Raw genomic sequence first — 16887 nt, 5'->3', positions numbered from 1 at the left:
TTATATCGCCATTTCCGTCTTAAATTCCGACGTAAAATGGAAATGGATCGCCGGGTTATTCTCGCGGTTCATCCGGATCATCCATTCTGATTCCGCCAGGAAGACCGGGTTGCGGTCTTTGTCGTAAGCGATCTGGTTACCTTTTAAGCGAATAAACTGGTCCATCGCCGGTTTCTCGTCTGCTGTGAGCCAGCAGGCGCGGGAAACGCTCATCGGTACCCAGCGGCATTTCGCGCCGTATTCATGTTCGAGGCGGTACTGGATTACGTCAAATTGAAGTTCCCCCACAGTTCCAACGATCTTCCGGTTACCCAAATCCAATGTAAAAAGCTGGGCTACACCTTCGTCCGTCAACTGCTGGATCCCTTTTTCCAACTGCTTGGATTTCATTGGGTCCATGTTGATCAACTCCTTGAAAATCTCCGGAGAAAAGCTTGGTATACCCGAAAATTGCAGGTTTTCACCTTCCGTCAAGGTATCACCGATTTTGAAACTACCAGTATCGTACAGTCCTACCACGTCGCCGGGGAAGCCTTCGTCCATCACACTTTTATCGGAAGCCATGAATGTAAACGGACTTGAAAACCGCACATCCTTGCCTAATCTGACGTGTTTGTAAAACTTACCTCTCTCGAATTTACCCGAGCAAATCCGCAAGAATGCGATTCTGTCGCGGTGACGCGGGTCGAGGTTTGCGTGGATTTTGAAAACAAAACCGGTGAATTTTGACTCGGTCGGTTCTACTTCGCGTACATCCGTCGGCCGTGGCTGAGGGATCGGAGAAATATCGCAGAATGTATCAAGTAACTCCTTGATACCGAAGTTATTGATCGCACTGCCGAAGAATACCGGCGCCAGCTGACCTTTTTGATAAGCCTCTTCGGAAAACGCGTCATAAACACCTTCTACGAGCTCCACATCTTCGGTAAGCTGCTCCGCATCCTTTTCTCCCACGAGGTCCACCAGGGTGTCGTCGTCCAGACTTACCTTGGCGACATCATTCTCGATTTTGGTTTTATTGATTTTAAAGAAATACAGCATTTGTTCGTACAGGCTGTAAACTCCTTTAAAATTGGCGCCCATATTGATCGGCCAGGTGAGCGGGCGAACACGAATGTTCAGCTTGTTTTCCAGCTCATCCAGCAGCTCAAACGGGTTTTGACCTTCCCTGTCCAGCTTGTTGATAAAAATAATCACCGGCGTATTGCGCATCCGGCACACTTCCATCAAACGTTCTGTCTGTTCCTCCACGCCTTTCACACAATCCACCACCAGGATTACACTATCCACGGCGGTCAATGTGCGGTAAGTATCTTCGGCAAAATCCTTGTGACCGGGTGTATCGAGAATGTTGATCAGCAGATCTTTATACTCAAAAGTCATTACCGACGTAGCCACCGAAATACCTCTCTGCTTCTCGATTTCCATGAAATCGGAAGTAGCCGTCTTCTTGATCTTGTTGGATTTTACCGCACCCGCAGTCTGGATCGCGCCCCCAAAAAGCAGCAGCTTTTCAGTCAAAGTCGTTTTCCCGGCATCCGGGTGACTAATGATCGCAAACGTGCGGCGTTTTTTTATTTCTTGTATGTTACTCATATAAAGCCTTGTACCTGAAATCTCAGTAGTAAGAATGCTTGTAATCTTCCACCGAGGTATGAATTACCTCGTGCGCCTCCTCCTTGCCATAAACATTCGTGATCTCGATTTTGGCCTTTTCGCCCGGCAGGTTTTTGTAGGTCAGAAAGTAATGTTTCAGACGCTCCACAATTCCTTCCGGAAGTTCGTTGATGTCCGAATATCCGCCATACACTTCATCGCCTTTCAAAACTGCAATGATCTTGTCATCCGCCTCGCCACCATCGAGCAGACGAATCCCGCCGATCGGTTTTGCCTCACAAAGAATATTTCCGTGTGAAATGATTTTTTCACATAACACAATGATATCCAGCGGGTCACCATCACCTTCCGTCACCTCGCGACCAGAACGTTCCCGCGCCAGTTTCGCAATTTTTTCGGCACAATAAGTTTTTGGGATAAAACCGTAAAGTGCTGGGACTATGTTGGAGTATTTTTGCGGCCGGTCGATTTTCAGGTAGCCGGTCACTTTGTCAATCTCGTATTTAACGGTATCGGTCGGAACAATCTCAATAAAGGCGGTTACTAGTTCAGGTGCGTTGTCCCCCATCGGAATGCCATGCCAGGGATGGGCTTTGTGTACGTTTGCGATCATTATTTGTGTAATAGATAACTTGTAATTATGAATTTCTTTTTATTTCAAAAATGGAAATTTACGCCCCTACCCGCTCGGAAACATTGTAGTCCCCGGTTTTAGAAACAGATTGTTTAACAAACAGTTCCCCTAAAAATCCGGCAAGAAACAATTGTGAACCCACCATAATTGCGACCAGCGCAAGAAAAAACAGGGGGTTGTCCGTCACATTTCGGTAAGGCAGCAAATGGTAAATGTTATAGATTTTTCGGCCAAGAAGCCAGAAAGCGATAACGCTTCCCAGAAAAAACATAAGGGTTCCCAGACTGCCGAACAAATGCATCGGCCTGCGTCCAAACTTATTCACAAAGGCTATTGAAAGCAAATCCAAAAACCCGAAAATGAAGCGCTCTAAACCAAATTTCGTATGCCCATACTTTCGCGCGCGGTGTTGAACCACTTTCTCCCCGATCTTCGCGAAACCGTTCCATTTAGCGATCACCGGGATGTAGCGGTGCATTTCGCCGTAAATCGTAATGTTTTTCACAACATCTTTCCGGTACGCTTTCAAGCCGCAGTTAAAATCGTGGAGCGACACGCCGGAAATGCTCCGGGTAGCCGCATTGAAAATTTTGGTCGGGACCGTTTTGGTGATCGGATCGTAGCGTTTTTTCTTCCAGCCGGATATCAGGTCAAATTTATCAACCGCGATCATATTATAAAGCTCCGGAATCTCGTCGGGACTATCCTGCAAATCGGCGTCCATCGTGATCACCACATCGCCCCTCGCGGCCTGAAAAGCAGTTTGTAATGCAGCAGTCTTGCCATAATTGCGGACAAAACGAAAGCCGCGAATATGCGGATCATTGGCAGAAAGTTCCTTAATTACGTCCCAGGAGCGGTCTTTACTGCCGTCGTCCACGAAAAGCACCTCGTAGGAATACCCATTTTCCAGCATTACCCTGGCGATCCACTCGCTGAGCTCCGGCAATGATTCGTCCTCATTGTAAAGCGGGATAACAACTGAAATCTGAATAGCTGATAGGGTCATGAACTTATCTTACTGGCAATGTCCTCTGGAACGAAGGTGCAAAGGTCGTGTTTTTCCTGATCAAAATATTAAATAAAAGTCTTTCAGCAAGTCTTTAAATGCCGGATGATACGTTTTTCCGTCTTCCTGATAGATATGCAAGGTTTCTGCCTCGGGCTCGTTTTCTGCCAAATGTTGCTTGCTGAATGTCATCAGCTGCCGGAAAGCCTTTTTATCCTCTTGGTGGCAGAGGTTTAGTTCTTTGGTCAAATGCCAGCCCGCGGCCTCCGCTTTTTTCCGGAATATATTCCCTTCTTCGACGGGCAGCAGAATGTTAAAACGTCCGTCAGGCTTTAACAACCTTTCGATCGTCTGCAGTAATTCCTCAAAACCCAGTGAACCGGCATGCCGCGCGAGATTTTTCTGGTCGACCGGGGATAATAAGTCGGCCTGAAAAAAGGGCGGGTTCGTAATGATCACATCGTAATGATGCTCGGTTTCAAATTCCTGGACAGCTGAATGATAGAGCGTGATCCGCTCATGAAAAGGGCTCTTTTCAACATTCTCCCCCGCCTGGTAAAAAGCTTCCGCATCAATTTCGACCGCGTCGATCATCGCGTAGGAATTTCGCTGGGCTACCATTAAGGATAACAAGCCGGTTCCCGCGCCAATGTCTAGAATGCGGTCAGCGTCAACCACATCGGCCCAGGCGCCCAGCACGCAGGCGTCCGTGCAGACTTTCATCGCACATTGATCCTGTTGGATCGTAAATTGTTTGAACTGGAAACTTGAATTTTTTGCCATCGCCTATTTTCGTCCAAAGTCCGCGGGATTCTCACCCCAATATTCCGTTTCCCATTTCAATATTGGATTGGAAAAACGATTCTCAGCCAGCCAGCGCTCAGCCCTTTGCAGCATTTCAAAAACAGGCTTGTTACGCGGCGTCAGGACCAATTTGGTATTGGCGTGTTTCTTCTTCACCCAACTGATCGCCGTGCGCGAATCGCTGTAAATAGGCAGATCGCTGCCTTTTTTTTGTAAATAAGCGAGCGCATGAACAATTGCCAGAAATTCCCCGATGTTGTTGGTCGCGTCTTTAAATGGTCCCTGTAAAAAAATCCGGTCGCCGGTACCGTAGTAAATGCCCTGATATTCCATATCGCCGGTGGCCGTGTTCCAGGCCGCGTCTACGGCAATACTGTTTTTGATGGGTTTTCCAACATTCGGGGGTGCTTCTTTGAGGACCGGCTTACTGTCTTTTTTTGTAACAAACTCCCAATAATCGCGCTGGATGGCCTTTTCAGCCTCCTGCAACGAGTCAAAAGATTTATAACGCGCGTCCTCAAAGCCCTTGATCTGGGCTTCGCATTCTTTCCAATCCGTAAAAACGCCGGTTTGTCTTCCCTGCCAGACGACGTAGAATTTGGTTTTTTTTGCCATACTACGCGTTTTCTTCCCAAACTTGCGCCAGACTTACGATCACCTCCACTGCTTTTTCCATATCCTGCACGGAGACCCATTCCAGTTTGGAATGAAATGCATGTTCGCCAGCGAAAATATTCGGGCAGGGTAATCCCATAAAAGAAAGCCGCGAGCCGTCGGTGCCGCCGCGGATACTTTGGCGAATCGGGCTTAGGCCTACCTTTTCCATCGCGGTTAATGCATTTGAAATGACTTGCGGATGCTGATCGAGCACTTCCTTCATGTTCCGGTATTGCTCATGCACTTCAAAATCACCGGTAGAATGTGGATAATGTTCCAGCACTTCTTCCATGATTTTTTTTAGGAAATCTTCTTTTTCCTTCAAACCCGGCGTATTGAAATCACGTACTATGAAGCTCAATGTTACTTTTTCCTGAATCCCCTCGAATTGTACAGGATGGATAAAACCCTGCTTATCCTCGGTCGTTTCGGGAGAAAGTGAATCCTTTGGCAGTCGCGCTAGAATTTCTGCACCGATTTTCAAAGCATTTTCCAGTTTTCCGATCGCATAGCCCGGATGCGTACTTATCCCGTGGATCGTGATTTTCACAGCATCGGCAGAGAATGTTTCATCCTCTAATGTTCCTACTGCTTCGCCATCGACTGTATAACCAAAATCAGCTCCCAGCTTCTGTAAATCCACTTTTTCCGTCCCGCGACCCACTTCTTCGTCCGGCGTGAAAAGGATTTTGATGGTGCCATGTTTCAAATCAGGATTATGCATTAATATCTCAGCCGCAGCCATAATTTCAGCCACGCCGGCTTTGTTATCTGCGCCCAGTAATGTTCCACCGCTCGCTGTCACAATGTCATTTCCGATCTGCGTGTCCAGATCATGCAGTTCCCCAATCCGCAAAACCTGCTTGTGATCGTCCGGCAAAACAATGTCCGAGCCGTCCCAATTTTCATGTACGATCGGCACCACACTGGCACCCGTCACATCGGGCGAAGTATCCACGTGCGAACAAAAGCAGATTACCGGCACATTTTCTTTGCTAGAATTAGCCGGAATCGTTGCGTAAACATAGCCGTGCTCGTCCACGTGCGCATCCGAAATACCCAGTTCCTGCAACTCCACCGCGAGCAAATTGCTCAGGTTTCGCTGTTTGGAAGTACTCGGAAAACTCGGTGAATTCGGGTCCGACTGAGTGTCGATCTGGACGTACCTCAGAAAACGGTCAAGAACTGATGTCATGATAGTCAATTTGAAACCTTAACCTAAAATAGAAGTCAGGTCAGCCGGGGAATAATTGATATTCTTCAAAGTTTTATCATCGGCAGTTCTGTAAACCAGGTACTTACCATTATCTTCCTTAAAATAACACTCAGTACCTTTTGCCTGATAATGTGCTACCGTAGCCTCCGCTTCCTCAATATTCAGACAAGCTTTCGACATATTCGACCGCTGCACTTCGTCAAAAAGCGTCCGGAATTTTTCACCTAAACCAAATTCCAGCACCGCGCCCGACAATACATATTGCAAGTCGCAAAGCGCGTCCGCCACTTCCACAATGTCTTTTTCCAGAATCGCCACTTCCAGTTCTTTCAGCTCCTCGGCCAGCAATGCTACGCGCAAGCGGCTGCGTTCTTCGGATGGTATCGTCGGCTTATCGAGAATCGGATGTTTAAATGTTTTGTGGAATTCGGCTACCTGGTTCAGGCTGTCAAGTTGTTGCATTTTTATATTTATTAATGTTTAAACTGAGAAGTTTGCTTTGAAGAGTTTGATGGCGATCGCCAAAAGAATGATCCCGAAAATCTTTCTGAGAATGTCTGTACCACCCTGACCCAGCTTTTTTTCGATCCAGTTGGAGGATTTCAGGACGAGATATACAAAAAAAAGATTGAGAATGATCCCTACTAAAATGTTCTGTATCTGGTAAGCCGAGCGCAGGGAAATCAATGTGGTCATCGTAGCCGCGCCGGCGATCATCGGGAAGGCAATCGGGACGATGGAAGCTACGCCCACATCCATGTTATCATGCTTGAAAATGTTCCGCCCGAGCACCATTTCCATACCCAGCAAAAAAAGAATGATCGCGCCGGCGATAGCGAAAGAAGCGACGTCCACCCCGAAAAGGCTCAGCAAACGCTCACCCAAAAACAGGAAGACGATCATGATAATCCCGGCCGCCAGCGTCGCTTTTTCTGACTCGATCCTGCCCAGTTTTTTCCTGAAATCAACAATTACCGGCAGCGAACCCAGCACGTCGATGACTGAAAAAAGAATAAGGGTAACCGAAACAATTTCTTTAAAATTAAATATCATGTTGCTCCCGGGTCTGTCCTGCAAAGTTGCTCAAAAGCGGCTGCTTACACAACATTCGGTCGTTTTCAGGAGAAAATAAGGCGGTCAGGAGCTGCTGCCAGGGAGAAAATTCAGGAAGTTATTGAAGTGTTTCTTGTACTTCTCTTCATCGATTTTGTAGAAGAATGCGCCCTTTTTGGAATAACCTTTCTGCTTCTCGTCGAGCTTCACCAACAAATTGGTAGAAAGCAGCTTACGGCTGAAATTCCGCTTATCCAGCTCCGTCCCGAAAATCGCTTCGTAGAGTTTTTGCAGCTGCGGTATTGTGAATTTTTCAGGCAATAATTCAAAACCGATGGGATGCTGGGAAGCTTTGTACCTCAAATGCTGGATCGCCATATCCACCATGGCGCCGTGGTCGAAAAGCAGCTTGGGCAATTCCTGCATGGAAAACCAATGTGCCTCAAAGTTTTTGGAAATCTTGTGATCGTAGTCCTCGACATTGATCAGCGCAAAATAGGCTACCGAAACCGTCCTTTCGACCGGGTCGCGGTGCGGGCTGCCGAAGGTATGTAGTTGTTCAAGGTAAATGTCCGTTAGGTTGGTCAGCTCAAATAAGATGCGGGACGACGCGCCTTCTAGACTTTCTTCGGGCTGCACCCAGCCGCCCATGAGCGACCACGTGTGGGTTTCGTCCTCTATACCTCTTTTGACGAGCAACAATTTTAATTCCTCACCGTCAAAACCAAAAATGATGGAATCCAGGGCTACAAGACATTTGGTTTGGGCCTGGTATTGTTCAAGTATATCTATCCGCACAATATATTGTCTAGCGTGGTTTTAAACTGTTTTTTAGTTATTAAATACAAACCACACCATTTACTACTCATTCCCTATTTTACAGCCTCCCGGGCCAGAAAATCCATTAATGTCCTGATTTCGGAATCTTCAATCGCCGGAAAGTTAGCGATCCGGAAGCTGGTTTCTTTTTCCTTTCCGTAGCCATTTCCAATCGTGATACCGGCGGCTTTTGCGGATTTTTTCAGATAGGCGACGCGCTCTTTGGTTTCCCGCACAGCAATCACGGTATCCGAGCGCACCTCTTCATTTTCCACTAATAATTCGTAGCCGTTTTCTGCAAGAAATGCATACCAATTTCTTGCTCTTTCCAATGTCTGAATCTGTAATTCTTCAATCGGCGTGACTTGCTGCATCACCTTCTCCATCAGGTATATGCCCAATGTATTCGGGGTGTAAGGAGTCTGGAATTTGAGAAAGTTATCCCGGATAAAAAGCAGACTGTTATAATGTTTGCGTTCCCCCACCACCTCGGCCTGTTCCACCGCCCGCGGCGAAACGATCATCACCGCCATTCCGGCCGGAAGTCCAAAGCATTTCTGCACGGAGGCATACCAGACATCCGCATTTTCCCAGGGAAGCGCCACGCCCGCCATCGAGGAAGTAGCGTCCACAGCAATGACATTGTTAAATTCCTGGCGGACATCAGCCAGGAAACTATCGGGGACTTTGGTACCATTGGAAGTTTCGTTGTGGGTGATACATATCACTTCATTTTTTGAAAAAACCGCGGAGTGATCCAGCAATAGGTTCTCGTTGTAATCAAAAGAAGCTTCGCTGGTACGGAGAGAAATTTTGTGGGTATACTCCATCCATTTTTCTCCAAAAGCACCATTGAAAACGTGCAGGCTGGAATCAATAATCAGCGATTGCGCGATGATTTCCCAACATTCCGTAGCGGAAGAGACGAAATAAACTTCGTAATCGTCGGGCACTGCAAGCTTTGATTTCAAGCCAGCAATCGTCCTTTCCAGCATTTGCATAAACTCCTGGCTGCGGTGATTGGCGCTGATGATGCCGCTGTCAAATGCTTCCTGAATGTATTGGGCCACCTGCGGATAAACTTTCGACGGCCCGGGATAAAACGTGATCATATTTCAGTTACTTTAAAATAAAAAACATCACAAAATTGGCCGTAACCCAATTCTGTGATGTCATTCAGACCAGATTATCTTTTTTATAAAAATCCTTCGCGGATCATCGCCTTTTCCAGCTTTTCGCCCAATTCTTTCGAGGCTTTCAAAAGCGGCAGACGTACGTCCGAGCTACATACCCCTTTGATTTCCAGGCATTTCTTAATGCCAACCGGATTCGATTCAATATAAAGCAAGGTATCGAATTCCAGAAATGCCAGCTGTAATTTCGCAGCTTCCTTGAACCTTCCTTCCAATGCATGCCAGGTTAGTTCACCAAATTCTTTCGGGAAAGCGTTGGCGATCACCGAAATTACGCCATGGCAGCCTACGCTAGCCATCGTCGTTACAAGGTTATCATCGCCCGAAAGCAGCAGAAAATCTTCCGGTGCCCGCGCTGCCAGTTCCATGGTTTGTTCCAGACTTCCGCAGGCGTCTTTGATGCCGATAATGTTCGGATGTGCCGCCAGTTTAATGATGGTATCCGGCTTCATATTCACGACGGTACGACCGGGAACATTGTAAAGCAAAACCGGGATCGGGGAAGCATCGGCGATGGCCGTGAAATGTGCGAAAATTCCTTCCTGCGTGGGCTTATTGTAATATGGACAAACCGAAAGGATCGCGTCGACGCCGGTCAGGTCCGTTTTCTTGATACAATCCAGGACAGCCCGGGTATCATTGCCTCCGATTCCGTAAACGATGGGTAGTGATTTCGAATTATTCTTTATGGTAAATGCCAGGATATCAAGCTTTTCCTGTGAAGTGACAGTCGGCGATTCGCCCGTAGTTCCCTGCACGACCAGGTAGTCGCTCCCCCCTTCCGTGACCAGGTCGATCAGTCTTTTGAGGCCCGGATAATCAATCTCATTTTGTTCATCAAAGGGTGTAATCAGCGCAGCGCCGACCCCTTTGAAACGTAGGTCCAATGGCATTTACTTACTTATATAATGGTTGTTTTAAAACGCAAAGTTAGCTTTCTGGGTCGTTTTTCTTAGTTAATCATTCAGCATTGCCAAAAATTCTTCCTCCGACAAAATCGTCACGCCCAGTTTCCTGGCCTTTTCCAGTTTGGAAGGTCCCATATTTGCGCCGGCCAGCAGATAATTTAGCTTCCCCGAAACGCCGCTGAGTATCCTTCCGCCATTTGCTTCGATCTTATCCTTCAAATCGTCCCGCTCGAAATTTTCAAATGTTCCCGAAATCACGAAAGTCTTGCCTTCCAGCACATTGCTTTCAATCTCGATTGGTTTTTCATCACTTTCCATTTGCAGGCCAGCCTTTTCAAGTCGCTCCACCAACTGCTTGTTTTCCGGCACGCTGAAATACGATTCAATGCTTAGCGCAATCCGTCCGCCAATCTCAGGAACCGCAACAAGCTGATCATAAGTGGCCGAGCGCAGATTTTGAATAGATTTAAAATAAACCGCCAGTTTCTCAGCCACAGTAGCGCCTACAAACCTGATTCCCAGCGCGAAAAGCACATTTTTGAAAGGAACGGTTTTGGAAAGCTCGATACCCGCCAGAATGTTCTCCACCGTTTTTTCGCGGAAACTGATTTTCTTCACTTTCCCAGTTTCTTCATTCAGAATGTTCTTTTCCAGACCCAGCAGTTTATCATAAGTCAAGTCATACAAATCGGCCGGCGTTCTGACCAAATCAAGATCAAACAACAATTCAATTTTACCCTCGCCCAAACTTTCAATGTTCATCGCCTTGCGGTGGATGAAATGTTCGATCCGACCTTTCAGCTGCGGCGGGCAGTGGCTATCATTTGGGCAGAAAAATGCAACTTCACCTTCGTTGCGTTCCAGTTTCGAGCCACATTCAGGACAATGTGTCGGGAAAATGATAGGTTCGGTGGGATACTGCTCACGCTGAGTGACGTCCACGCCGGTGATTTTTGGGATGATCTCACCACTTTTTTCAACAAAAACCGTGTCTCCAAGCTGAATACCCAGTCTTTCCAGTTCATTGGCATTATGTAATGTGGCCCGCTTCACCCGCGTACCCGACAAATGCACGCCCACGATTTTGTTCAAAGGCAGCGCGCGTTCCGTCAAATCGCACAGGTTTGCTACCGGCGTAATCGTGCCGGTTCTTCCAACCTGGTAAGTTACCAGCCGCAGGATGGCAGGTTTATTTTCAGCTTTATATTTAAACGATATAGCCCAGCGGGGACTTTTGGCAGTGAAACCTAATTCGCGCTGCTGCTCAAAGGAATTTACTTTAATCACTATACCATCCGTCGCGAGCGGCAATGTCATGCGCTTTTCTTCCCACTCGTGAATGTAGGCCAATACGTCGTCAATGTTGTCCACTTTCCGCCAGCCGGGAGACACATTGAATCCCCAGGATTTCAGGCCCAGCAAACTTTCTTCATGACTTTTGAAAAAATCCTGATCGGACAAAAAGGAATAAATGTAGCAATCGAGGCCGCGCCGGGCGGTTTCGGCGGAATCCTGCAACTTGAAAGAGCCGGAAGCCGCATTGCGGGGATTGGCATACTGGTTATCACCCAATGTTTCCATTTCCTCATTCAGCTTTTGAAACGAACTCAGCGGCATAAAACCTTCGCCCCGGATCTCAAAAAGCGGCGGCAGTTTTTCGGATTTCACGCGCAGCGGCAATGTGCGGATGGTTTTAACATTGTTAGTGATCTCGTCGCCGCGGGTACCGTCGCCGCGGGTCACGCCGCGTACCAGCGAACCATTTTCGTAGGTAAAACTGAGAGATATACCGTCAAATTTCAGCTCGCAAATGTACTCATAAGCTTCGCCGTCCAATCCCTTTCGTACCCGCTCATCGAAACTACGTAGCTCCTGCTCATTGTAGGTATTGTCCAGCGACAACATTGGGTACCGGTGGTAAACCGCATTGAATGTCTTGGTAATCGTCCCGCCTACCCGCTGTGTCGGTGAGTCGAGCTGCCGGAATTCCGGGTACTGGTCTTCCAGCGTTTTCAGCTCTTTGAGCAACTGGTCAAATTCATAATCCGATATTTCCGACACGCTGTCCTGGTAATAGCGGTCATTATAGTGATGCAGTTTTTCGGTCAACTCCTGGATTTGCAATTCGGGGCTCATGGATCTGGCGGCTACGGTTTCGATTTGGCCCAAATTTAAGATTTATATAAAAAATCCGGGCACCCCTGTTACTTTTTCAAAAAGCCACGTCTAAACGGTACACACCATTCCGATTTGGCAACATGATTCTTTTTATCAATTTCAGTATATTCGTAAAAACCAGCGACGCGTATGAAAACTATGGAAGCAACCATTACATACAATCCAGATCTTACGCAGATCATAAATGGGGAGGAAGTTATGTCACCTAGCCCGTTTATTCCGCATCAGCGGGTTCAGATTAGACTTTTAAGATTTCTCGGAAATCATGTTGAGCCCGATAATCTGGGTGAACTTTTCGTCGCTCCATTGGATGTGATTTTCGAGGAGGGCTTTAATGTTTTGCAGCCTGATATAATTTTTATCAGCCGGGAAAATCAGGACATTATGAAAGAGTGGATAAGAGGAGTTCCTGATCTTGTCGTCGAAATCGTTTCCAAAAGCAGTGTCAAAATGGACACAGTGATCAAAAAGGAAATTTACGAGCGTTATGGCGTGCCCGAGTGCTGGATTGTATTTCCTGATAAGACCAAAATCGAAATCTTCGAACTTGTAAATGGAAAGTATCAGCTTTCGGGAAGTTACCAGGGTAACCAGGAAGTTTCTTCGCCTGCGCTGCCGGGACTTCATTTCAAGGCTTCCGCCATTTTTTAGCATTCATTAAGTATTTCATTAATTTCGCCGGGTTAACTTATCATTAAGATTCCATGGCTGAAATTGCCCCTTCCATACTTGCTGCCGACTTTGCAAATCTCCAACGCGATGTTGAAATGCTGAATGCCAGTGCCGCCGGCTACATCCATGTCGACATTATGGACGGCATGTTTGTCCCCAATATTTCTTTCGGGATCCCGGTTTGCGAGGCGGTTTACAAACATGCCCAAAAACCGCTCGACGTGCATTTAATGATCGAGCAGCCCGATCGATACCTGGCCGATTTCAAAAAAGCCGGCGCCTCGGGAATTACGGTACATTATGAAGCCTGTCCGCATTTGCACCGTACTGTCCAGCATATCAGAGAATTAGGCGCCGAACCTGGCGTAGCGCTCAATCCCCACACGCCGGTAGATAACCTGGTGGACATTCTTGGTGATGTTTCTCTGGTTTTGATTATGTCGGTCAATCCGGGCTTTGGGGGCCAGAAATTCATTGAGAATACTTATCGAAAAGTCGCGCATCTGCGGAGTTTGAGAGAAAAATTTGGCTATACATTCAAGATTGAGGTCGATGGCGGCGTTAATCCCGGCAATGCTCCGCTGCTAATCAAGGAAGGAGTCGATATTCTGGTGGCCGGAAGTTTTGTTTTCAATGCACCCGACCCTGCCGAAGCGATCCGACTTTTGAAAAGCAGTTAGTTATTTCTGGACTTAACTTATCAAAAACCGCTGATGAAACTGGCATGTAACTTTATTTTCAGTTTCCTCCTTATCATTCAAAGTGTTATCGCGAAGCCGCGAGTTAAACCTTCTTTACAGGCTGATGTAAAATTTCCGCTTAAAATCAGCCCGAACGGCCGCCATATCACGGATAGTAATGGTGTACCGTTCCTCATGGTGGCCGACGTCGCGTGGCAGCTTCTCCGGAAACTCGGTCCGGTGGAGTCGGCGCAGTACATGGACATGCGCAAGTCGCAGTCTTTCAACACATTCCTGGTACAAGTTTTACCTGCTTTGCCTAACCAGCGCAATTACGCCAAGGTTTCGCCTTTTTTGGAAAACAATGACTTAACCAAACCCAACAAACCCTACTTTGACCATCTTGAAAAAGTGATCTTGGCAGCGAAAGAGCGGCAACTGGTGGTGGGTTTGGTGATTTCACGGAAAAGCTGGAATGCGGTTTTTGACGCGCAAAGTGAGGATGCCTGGAAAAGTTACGGGGCTTATGTTGGAAAACGTTTTGCCAAATATTCCAACATTATCTGGATCGTAAGCGAGGAAGAATATCAGAATACTTCGCAATTCCGGCTGATTACAGACGGTATCCGCTCTGAATCTGACGGACAAATACTTGCGTCGCTGAATACCTGCTCCCCGACGAACATTAATGATAACTCGCCGAATCGCTCTGACCTTAAATTTATTATCCCGGATTCAACCGTCACTCCGACAGAGTATGCAGCGCTGGCCAACTGGCAGAAAAATTCCGCAGAAGCAGCACTAAGACCATTTTTAATTGCTAATTCAGAATTTCCCAAAGAAATTACAGACCAGTCGGTACTGATCAGAAATCAGGCATACCAGTCGATTTTAAGCTCCGCAGCCGGTTTTTGCCACATGAGTACCATCAAAAATTTCAATCCGACCTGGAAGGTTAATATTACCAAAGATGGCGCCGAGTATATTCATGAGCTGGTTAAAATTTTGAAAGGAATTCCCTGGGAGTATATGCAGCCCGACACTCCGGATTTGCTGGCAGATTCGCTGGATAAGGCTGAAATCGGTGTGGTATCGCTTTCAAATAAAAGAATGTCAATGCTATATATTCCCACATCCAGATCGGTCAAACTTGATTTATCGCATTTGAACGGTACTGAATTCGGTGCAGTCTGGTACAGTCCACGCACGGGACGCCGCTGGGATGGCGGACTTTACAAAACCTCCGACGCGCCCGTGGTGCAGCCACCCGACACCCAGCCCGGATGGGACTGGATACTCCTGATCGGCACCAAACAGTAGGTTTGGCTTTCCGCCGTATTCTTAATAATATTACTTACATTGAAAAATACTCGCGGGACTTGTCGGGTAAGGATTGGAGCACCAATGAACCCTTTGATTAAATCTTTTTTTTGCTGTCTTCTGGCGTTGCAGTGGGGCAATGCAGCCGCTCAGCAGGTTTTATGGGCCAGTAAAGTGCTTGGCTACTCCTCCGAATATCGCCCTGGCCAGTACGGCCATGCTTACCGCGCCAAACAAATTCTGGGTATCCCAAACAAACTTCCAGATTTCGGAAACAGCCCCTGCGCCTGGTCGCCTGCCGAAGCCGATGGGCGAGGCGAAGAGTGGATAAAAGTTGGCTTTGAAAAAGCAATTCCTGCCAAACAAATCGCTATTGCTGAGAACTTTAACCCCGGTGCCATCGTCCGGGTACTTGCTTATGATGAGTCTGGCAAGGAATATCTCGTTTCTGAAACACCTGCCGCTCAACAGGCTGTCAAAGGCAGAATGCTGCATGTTTTTCTAAAACAAAATGTGCTGGTAAATGCCGTGAAAATCGTGCTGGAACCTGGCAAAGTTTCTGGATTTAATCAGATCGATGCGATCGCAATTTCGGAATCTGCTACACCTGTTGAAGCCGCTATCAACTTTGCGCAGAATATGCAGTTGAAGTCGGAGAAGGAAAATATGGGCAAGGCGATCAATACCAAAGGTCAGGAAGTGGCGCCGATTATTTCGCCCGACGGAAAGACACTTTATTTCACCAGGACCAATTTCGAAGGCAACATTGGCAACCCGAACCGGCAGGATGTCTGGGTTTCGACATTAAATGACAAAGGTCAGTGGACGGACGCGACGAACATTGGCCCGCCGATCAATAATGCGGGGGATAATGCGATTACCAGCATTTCGGCTGATGGAAAGACGATTTACCTCATCAACATTTACCGCCCCGACGGCAGCATGTATTTTGGTTTTTCGAAATCATTTAAAACAAAGACGGGCTGGACTTTTCCGAAAGAATCAAAAATTGTTAATCTGCTGGGTAATGCTACGTCTATTGAAATTGCGGTTTCCCCTTTTGAAAATGTGCTGATTATGTCGGTACAAAGAGCTGATACAGAGGGCGGAAAAGATCTTTACATTTCATTTTTACAAAAAGACAATACCTGGTCGGAGCCGCGGAATCTGGGAAGTGTGATTAACACCGCAGACTATGAGGGGACGCCGTTTTTGGCATTGGATAACAAGACTTTATACTTTTCTTCCCAGGGTCACAGCGGCTACGGGGAAGGTGATATTTTTTTAACAAGAAGACTGGACGATACCTGGCTGAACTGGTCGAAACCGGAGAATTTAGGCCCTGCGATCAACTCGCCGCTTTGGGATGCGTTTATTAACATTCCAGTCACCGGAGATTATGCTTATTTCAGCGCAAGTGACAAAGTTTTGGGGCAGGAAGATATTTTCAGGATCAGAATGTCGCCGGAAATTAAGCCTGAGCCTGTGGCAGTTGTGACGGGTGTGGTTTACGAGGCGGAGTCTACCAAACAAGTCAAATCCGACATTGCGGCTGATCTGAAAAAGGATAACTCTTCATTTGCCAAAGCCAATTTTGACCCGGAAACCGGCGAGTACCGTTTGATTTTACCATTAAAAGAAATTTACAGCGTCTCGGCCTCAGGTGAAGGTTATTTTCCAGTTTCGGAGGACATTGATTTATCAGAGGAAACCGGTTTTCGCACCATCCGGAAAAACCTTTACCTGCAACCCATCAAACCCGGGCAACAAATTAGGCTGACCAACACGATGTTTACCCAAAGCAGCGCGGAGGTGGTGCCTTCCTCCTACTCGGAACTCGACCGTATCGCGCTCGCTATGACCACATACCCGGCGATGGAAATCCTGCTGGAAGGCCATACCGACAATCAGGGGGAAGTTCAGAAAAATGTCCAGCTCTCAAAAGACCGGGTGGAGCAGGTAAAAAAATATCTGTTGTCCAAAGGAATTGATGCAAAAAGAATACAGACCAAAGCCTGGGGACCCTCCCGGCCGATTGCCAGTAACCTCACCGAACAAACCCGCCAACGCAACCGCAGAGTAGAGTTTACGATTCTTAAAATCTGAAAAACGTCCGTAAGAGGAAAT

16 protein-coding genes are annotated in these 16887 nt (G+C 47.1%); 4 read left to right on the top strand and 12 right to left on the bottom strand.

Annotated features, from left to right (window positions below; all coding sequences use genetic code 11):
• The 12 genes from FEN17_RS17525 to ligA form a co-directional block, all read right to left on the bottom strand.
• On the bottom strand, positions 1–1596 hold the full coding sequence (locus tag FEN17_RS17525; protein ID WP_138366616.1) for a peptide chain release factor 3: 1596 nt from the start codon (positions 1594–1596) through the stop codon (positions 1–3).
• Positions 1597–1618: 22 nt separating this feature from the next.
• A complete protein-coding gene (locus FEN17_RS17520; protein ID WP_171037939.1) occupies positions 1619–2230 on the bottom strand; it encodes an inorganic pyrophosphatase in 612 nt (203 codons plus the stop codon).
• 58 nt (positions 2231–2288) lie between these two features.
• Entirely contained in the window at positions 2289–3260 is a 972-nt protein-coding gene (locus tag FEN17_RS17515; RefSeq protein ID WP_138366615.1) for a glycosyltransferase family 2 protein, read from the bottom strand.
• Positions 3261–3320: 60 nt separating this feature from the next.
• Positions 3321–4043, bottom strand: a complete 723-nt coding sequence (locus FEN17_RS17510) for a tRNA1(Val) (adenine(37)-N6)-methyltransferase (protein WP_138366614.1) — start codon at positions 4041–4043, stop codon at positions 3321–3323.
• A 3-nt stretch (positions 4044–4046) separates the two neighbouring features.
• Positions 4047–4679, bottom strand: a complete 633-nt coding sequence (locus tag FEN17_RS17505) for a ribonuclease H1 domain-containing protein (protein ID WP_138366613.1) — start codon at positions 4677–4679, stop codon at positions 4047–4049.
• A 1-nt stretch (position 4680) separates the two neighbouring features.
• Complete coding sequence (pepT, locus tag FEN17_RS17500; protein WP_138366612.1) at positions 4681–5916, bottom strand: peptidase T; 1236 nt, start codon at positions 5914–5916, stop codon at positions 4681–4683.
• A gap of 18 nt (positions 5917–5934) precedes the next feature.
• A complete protein-coding gene (locus FEN17_RS17495; protein ID WP_138366611.1) occupies positions 5935–6399 on the bottom strand; it encodes a pyrophosphohydrolase domain-containing protein in 465 nt (154 codons plus the stop codon).
• A gap of 18 nt (positions 6400–6417) precedes the next feature.
• Positions 6418–6987 carry a MarC family protein gene (locus tag FEN17_RS17490; protein ID WP_138366978.1) on the bottom strand — a complete coding sequence of 190 codons (570 nt, stop codon included), beginning with the start codon at positions 6985–6987 and terminating at the stop codon, positions 6418–6420.
• An 87-nt stretch (positions 6988–7074) separates the two neighbouring features.
• Positions 7075–7788 carry an NUDIX hydrolase gene (locus FEN17_RS17485; RefSeq protein WP_138366610.1) on the bottom strand — a complete coding sequence of 238 codons (714 nt, stop codon included), beginning with the start codon at positions 7786–7788 and terminating at the stop codon, positions 7075–7077.
• 74 nt (positions 7789–7862) lie between these two features.
• Complete coding sequence (locus FEN17_RS17480; RefSeq protein WP_138366609.1) at positions 7863–8921, bottom strand: aminotransferase class V-fold PLP-dependent enzyme; 1059 nt, start codon at positions 8919–8921, stop codon at positions 7863–7865.
• A gap of 83 nt (positions 8922–9004) precedes the next feature.
• Complete coding sequence (dapA, locus tag FEN17_RS17475; RefSeq protein ID WP_138366608.1) at positions 9005–9895, bottom strand: 4-hydroxy-tetrahydrodipicolinate synthase; 891 nt, start codon at positions 9893–9895, stop codon at positions 9005–9007.
• 63 nt (positions 9896–9958) lie between these two features.
• Positions 9959–12046 (bottom strand): NAD-dependent DNA ligase LigA, encoded by a 2088-nt coding sequence (gene ligA / locus FEN17_RS17470; RefSeq protein WP_138366977.1) that lies wholly within the window; start codon positions 12044–12046, stop codon positions 9959–9961.
• A 171-nt stretch (positions 12047–12217) separates the two neighbouring features.
• On the opposite strand from ligA, the gene FEN17_RS17465 reads away from it, so the two are divergent.
• From FEN17_RS17465 to FEN17_RS17450, 4 genes are all read left to right on the top strand, one after another.
• Positions 12218–12739, top strand: coding sequence for a Uma2 family endonuclease (locus FEN17_RS17465; protein ID WP_138366607.1), 522 nt, complete (start codon positions 12218–12220; stop codon positions 12737–12739).
• A 53-nt stretch (positions 12740–12792) separates the two neighbouring features.
• Entirely contained in the window at positions 12793–13440 is a 648-nt protein-coding gene (gene rpe, locus FEN17_RS17460) for a ribulose-phosphate 3-epimerase (RefSeq protein WP_138366606.1), read from the top strand.
• Positions 13441–13473: 33 nt separating this feature from the next.
• Positions 13474–14760: an apiosidase-like domain-containing protein gene (locus FEN17_RS17455; RefSeq protein WP_138366605.1), complete on the top strand. Its 1287-nt coding sequence runs from the start codon at positions 13474–13476 to the stop codon at positions 14758–14760.
• A gap of 84 nt (positions 14761–14844) precedes the next feature.
• The gene (locus tag FEN17_RS17450) at positions 14845–16866 is read left to right on the top strand and encodes an OmpA family protein (protein WP_138366604.1); all 2022 of its coding nucleotides are present in this window, start codon (positions 14845–14847) and stop codon (positions 16864–16866) included.
• Positions 16867–16887 lie beyond the last annotated feature (21 nt).

Source organism: Dyadobacter luticola (assembly GCF_005860805.1).
GTDB classification, from domain to species: Bacteria; Bacteroidota; Bacteroidia; order Cytophagales; family Spirosomataceae; genus Dyadobacter; species Dyadobacter luticola.
The sequence above is the reverse complement of the archived record's forward strand: the minus strand, read 5'-3'. Positions and strand labels throughout refer to the sequence as shown.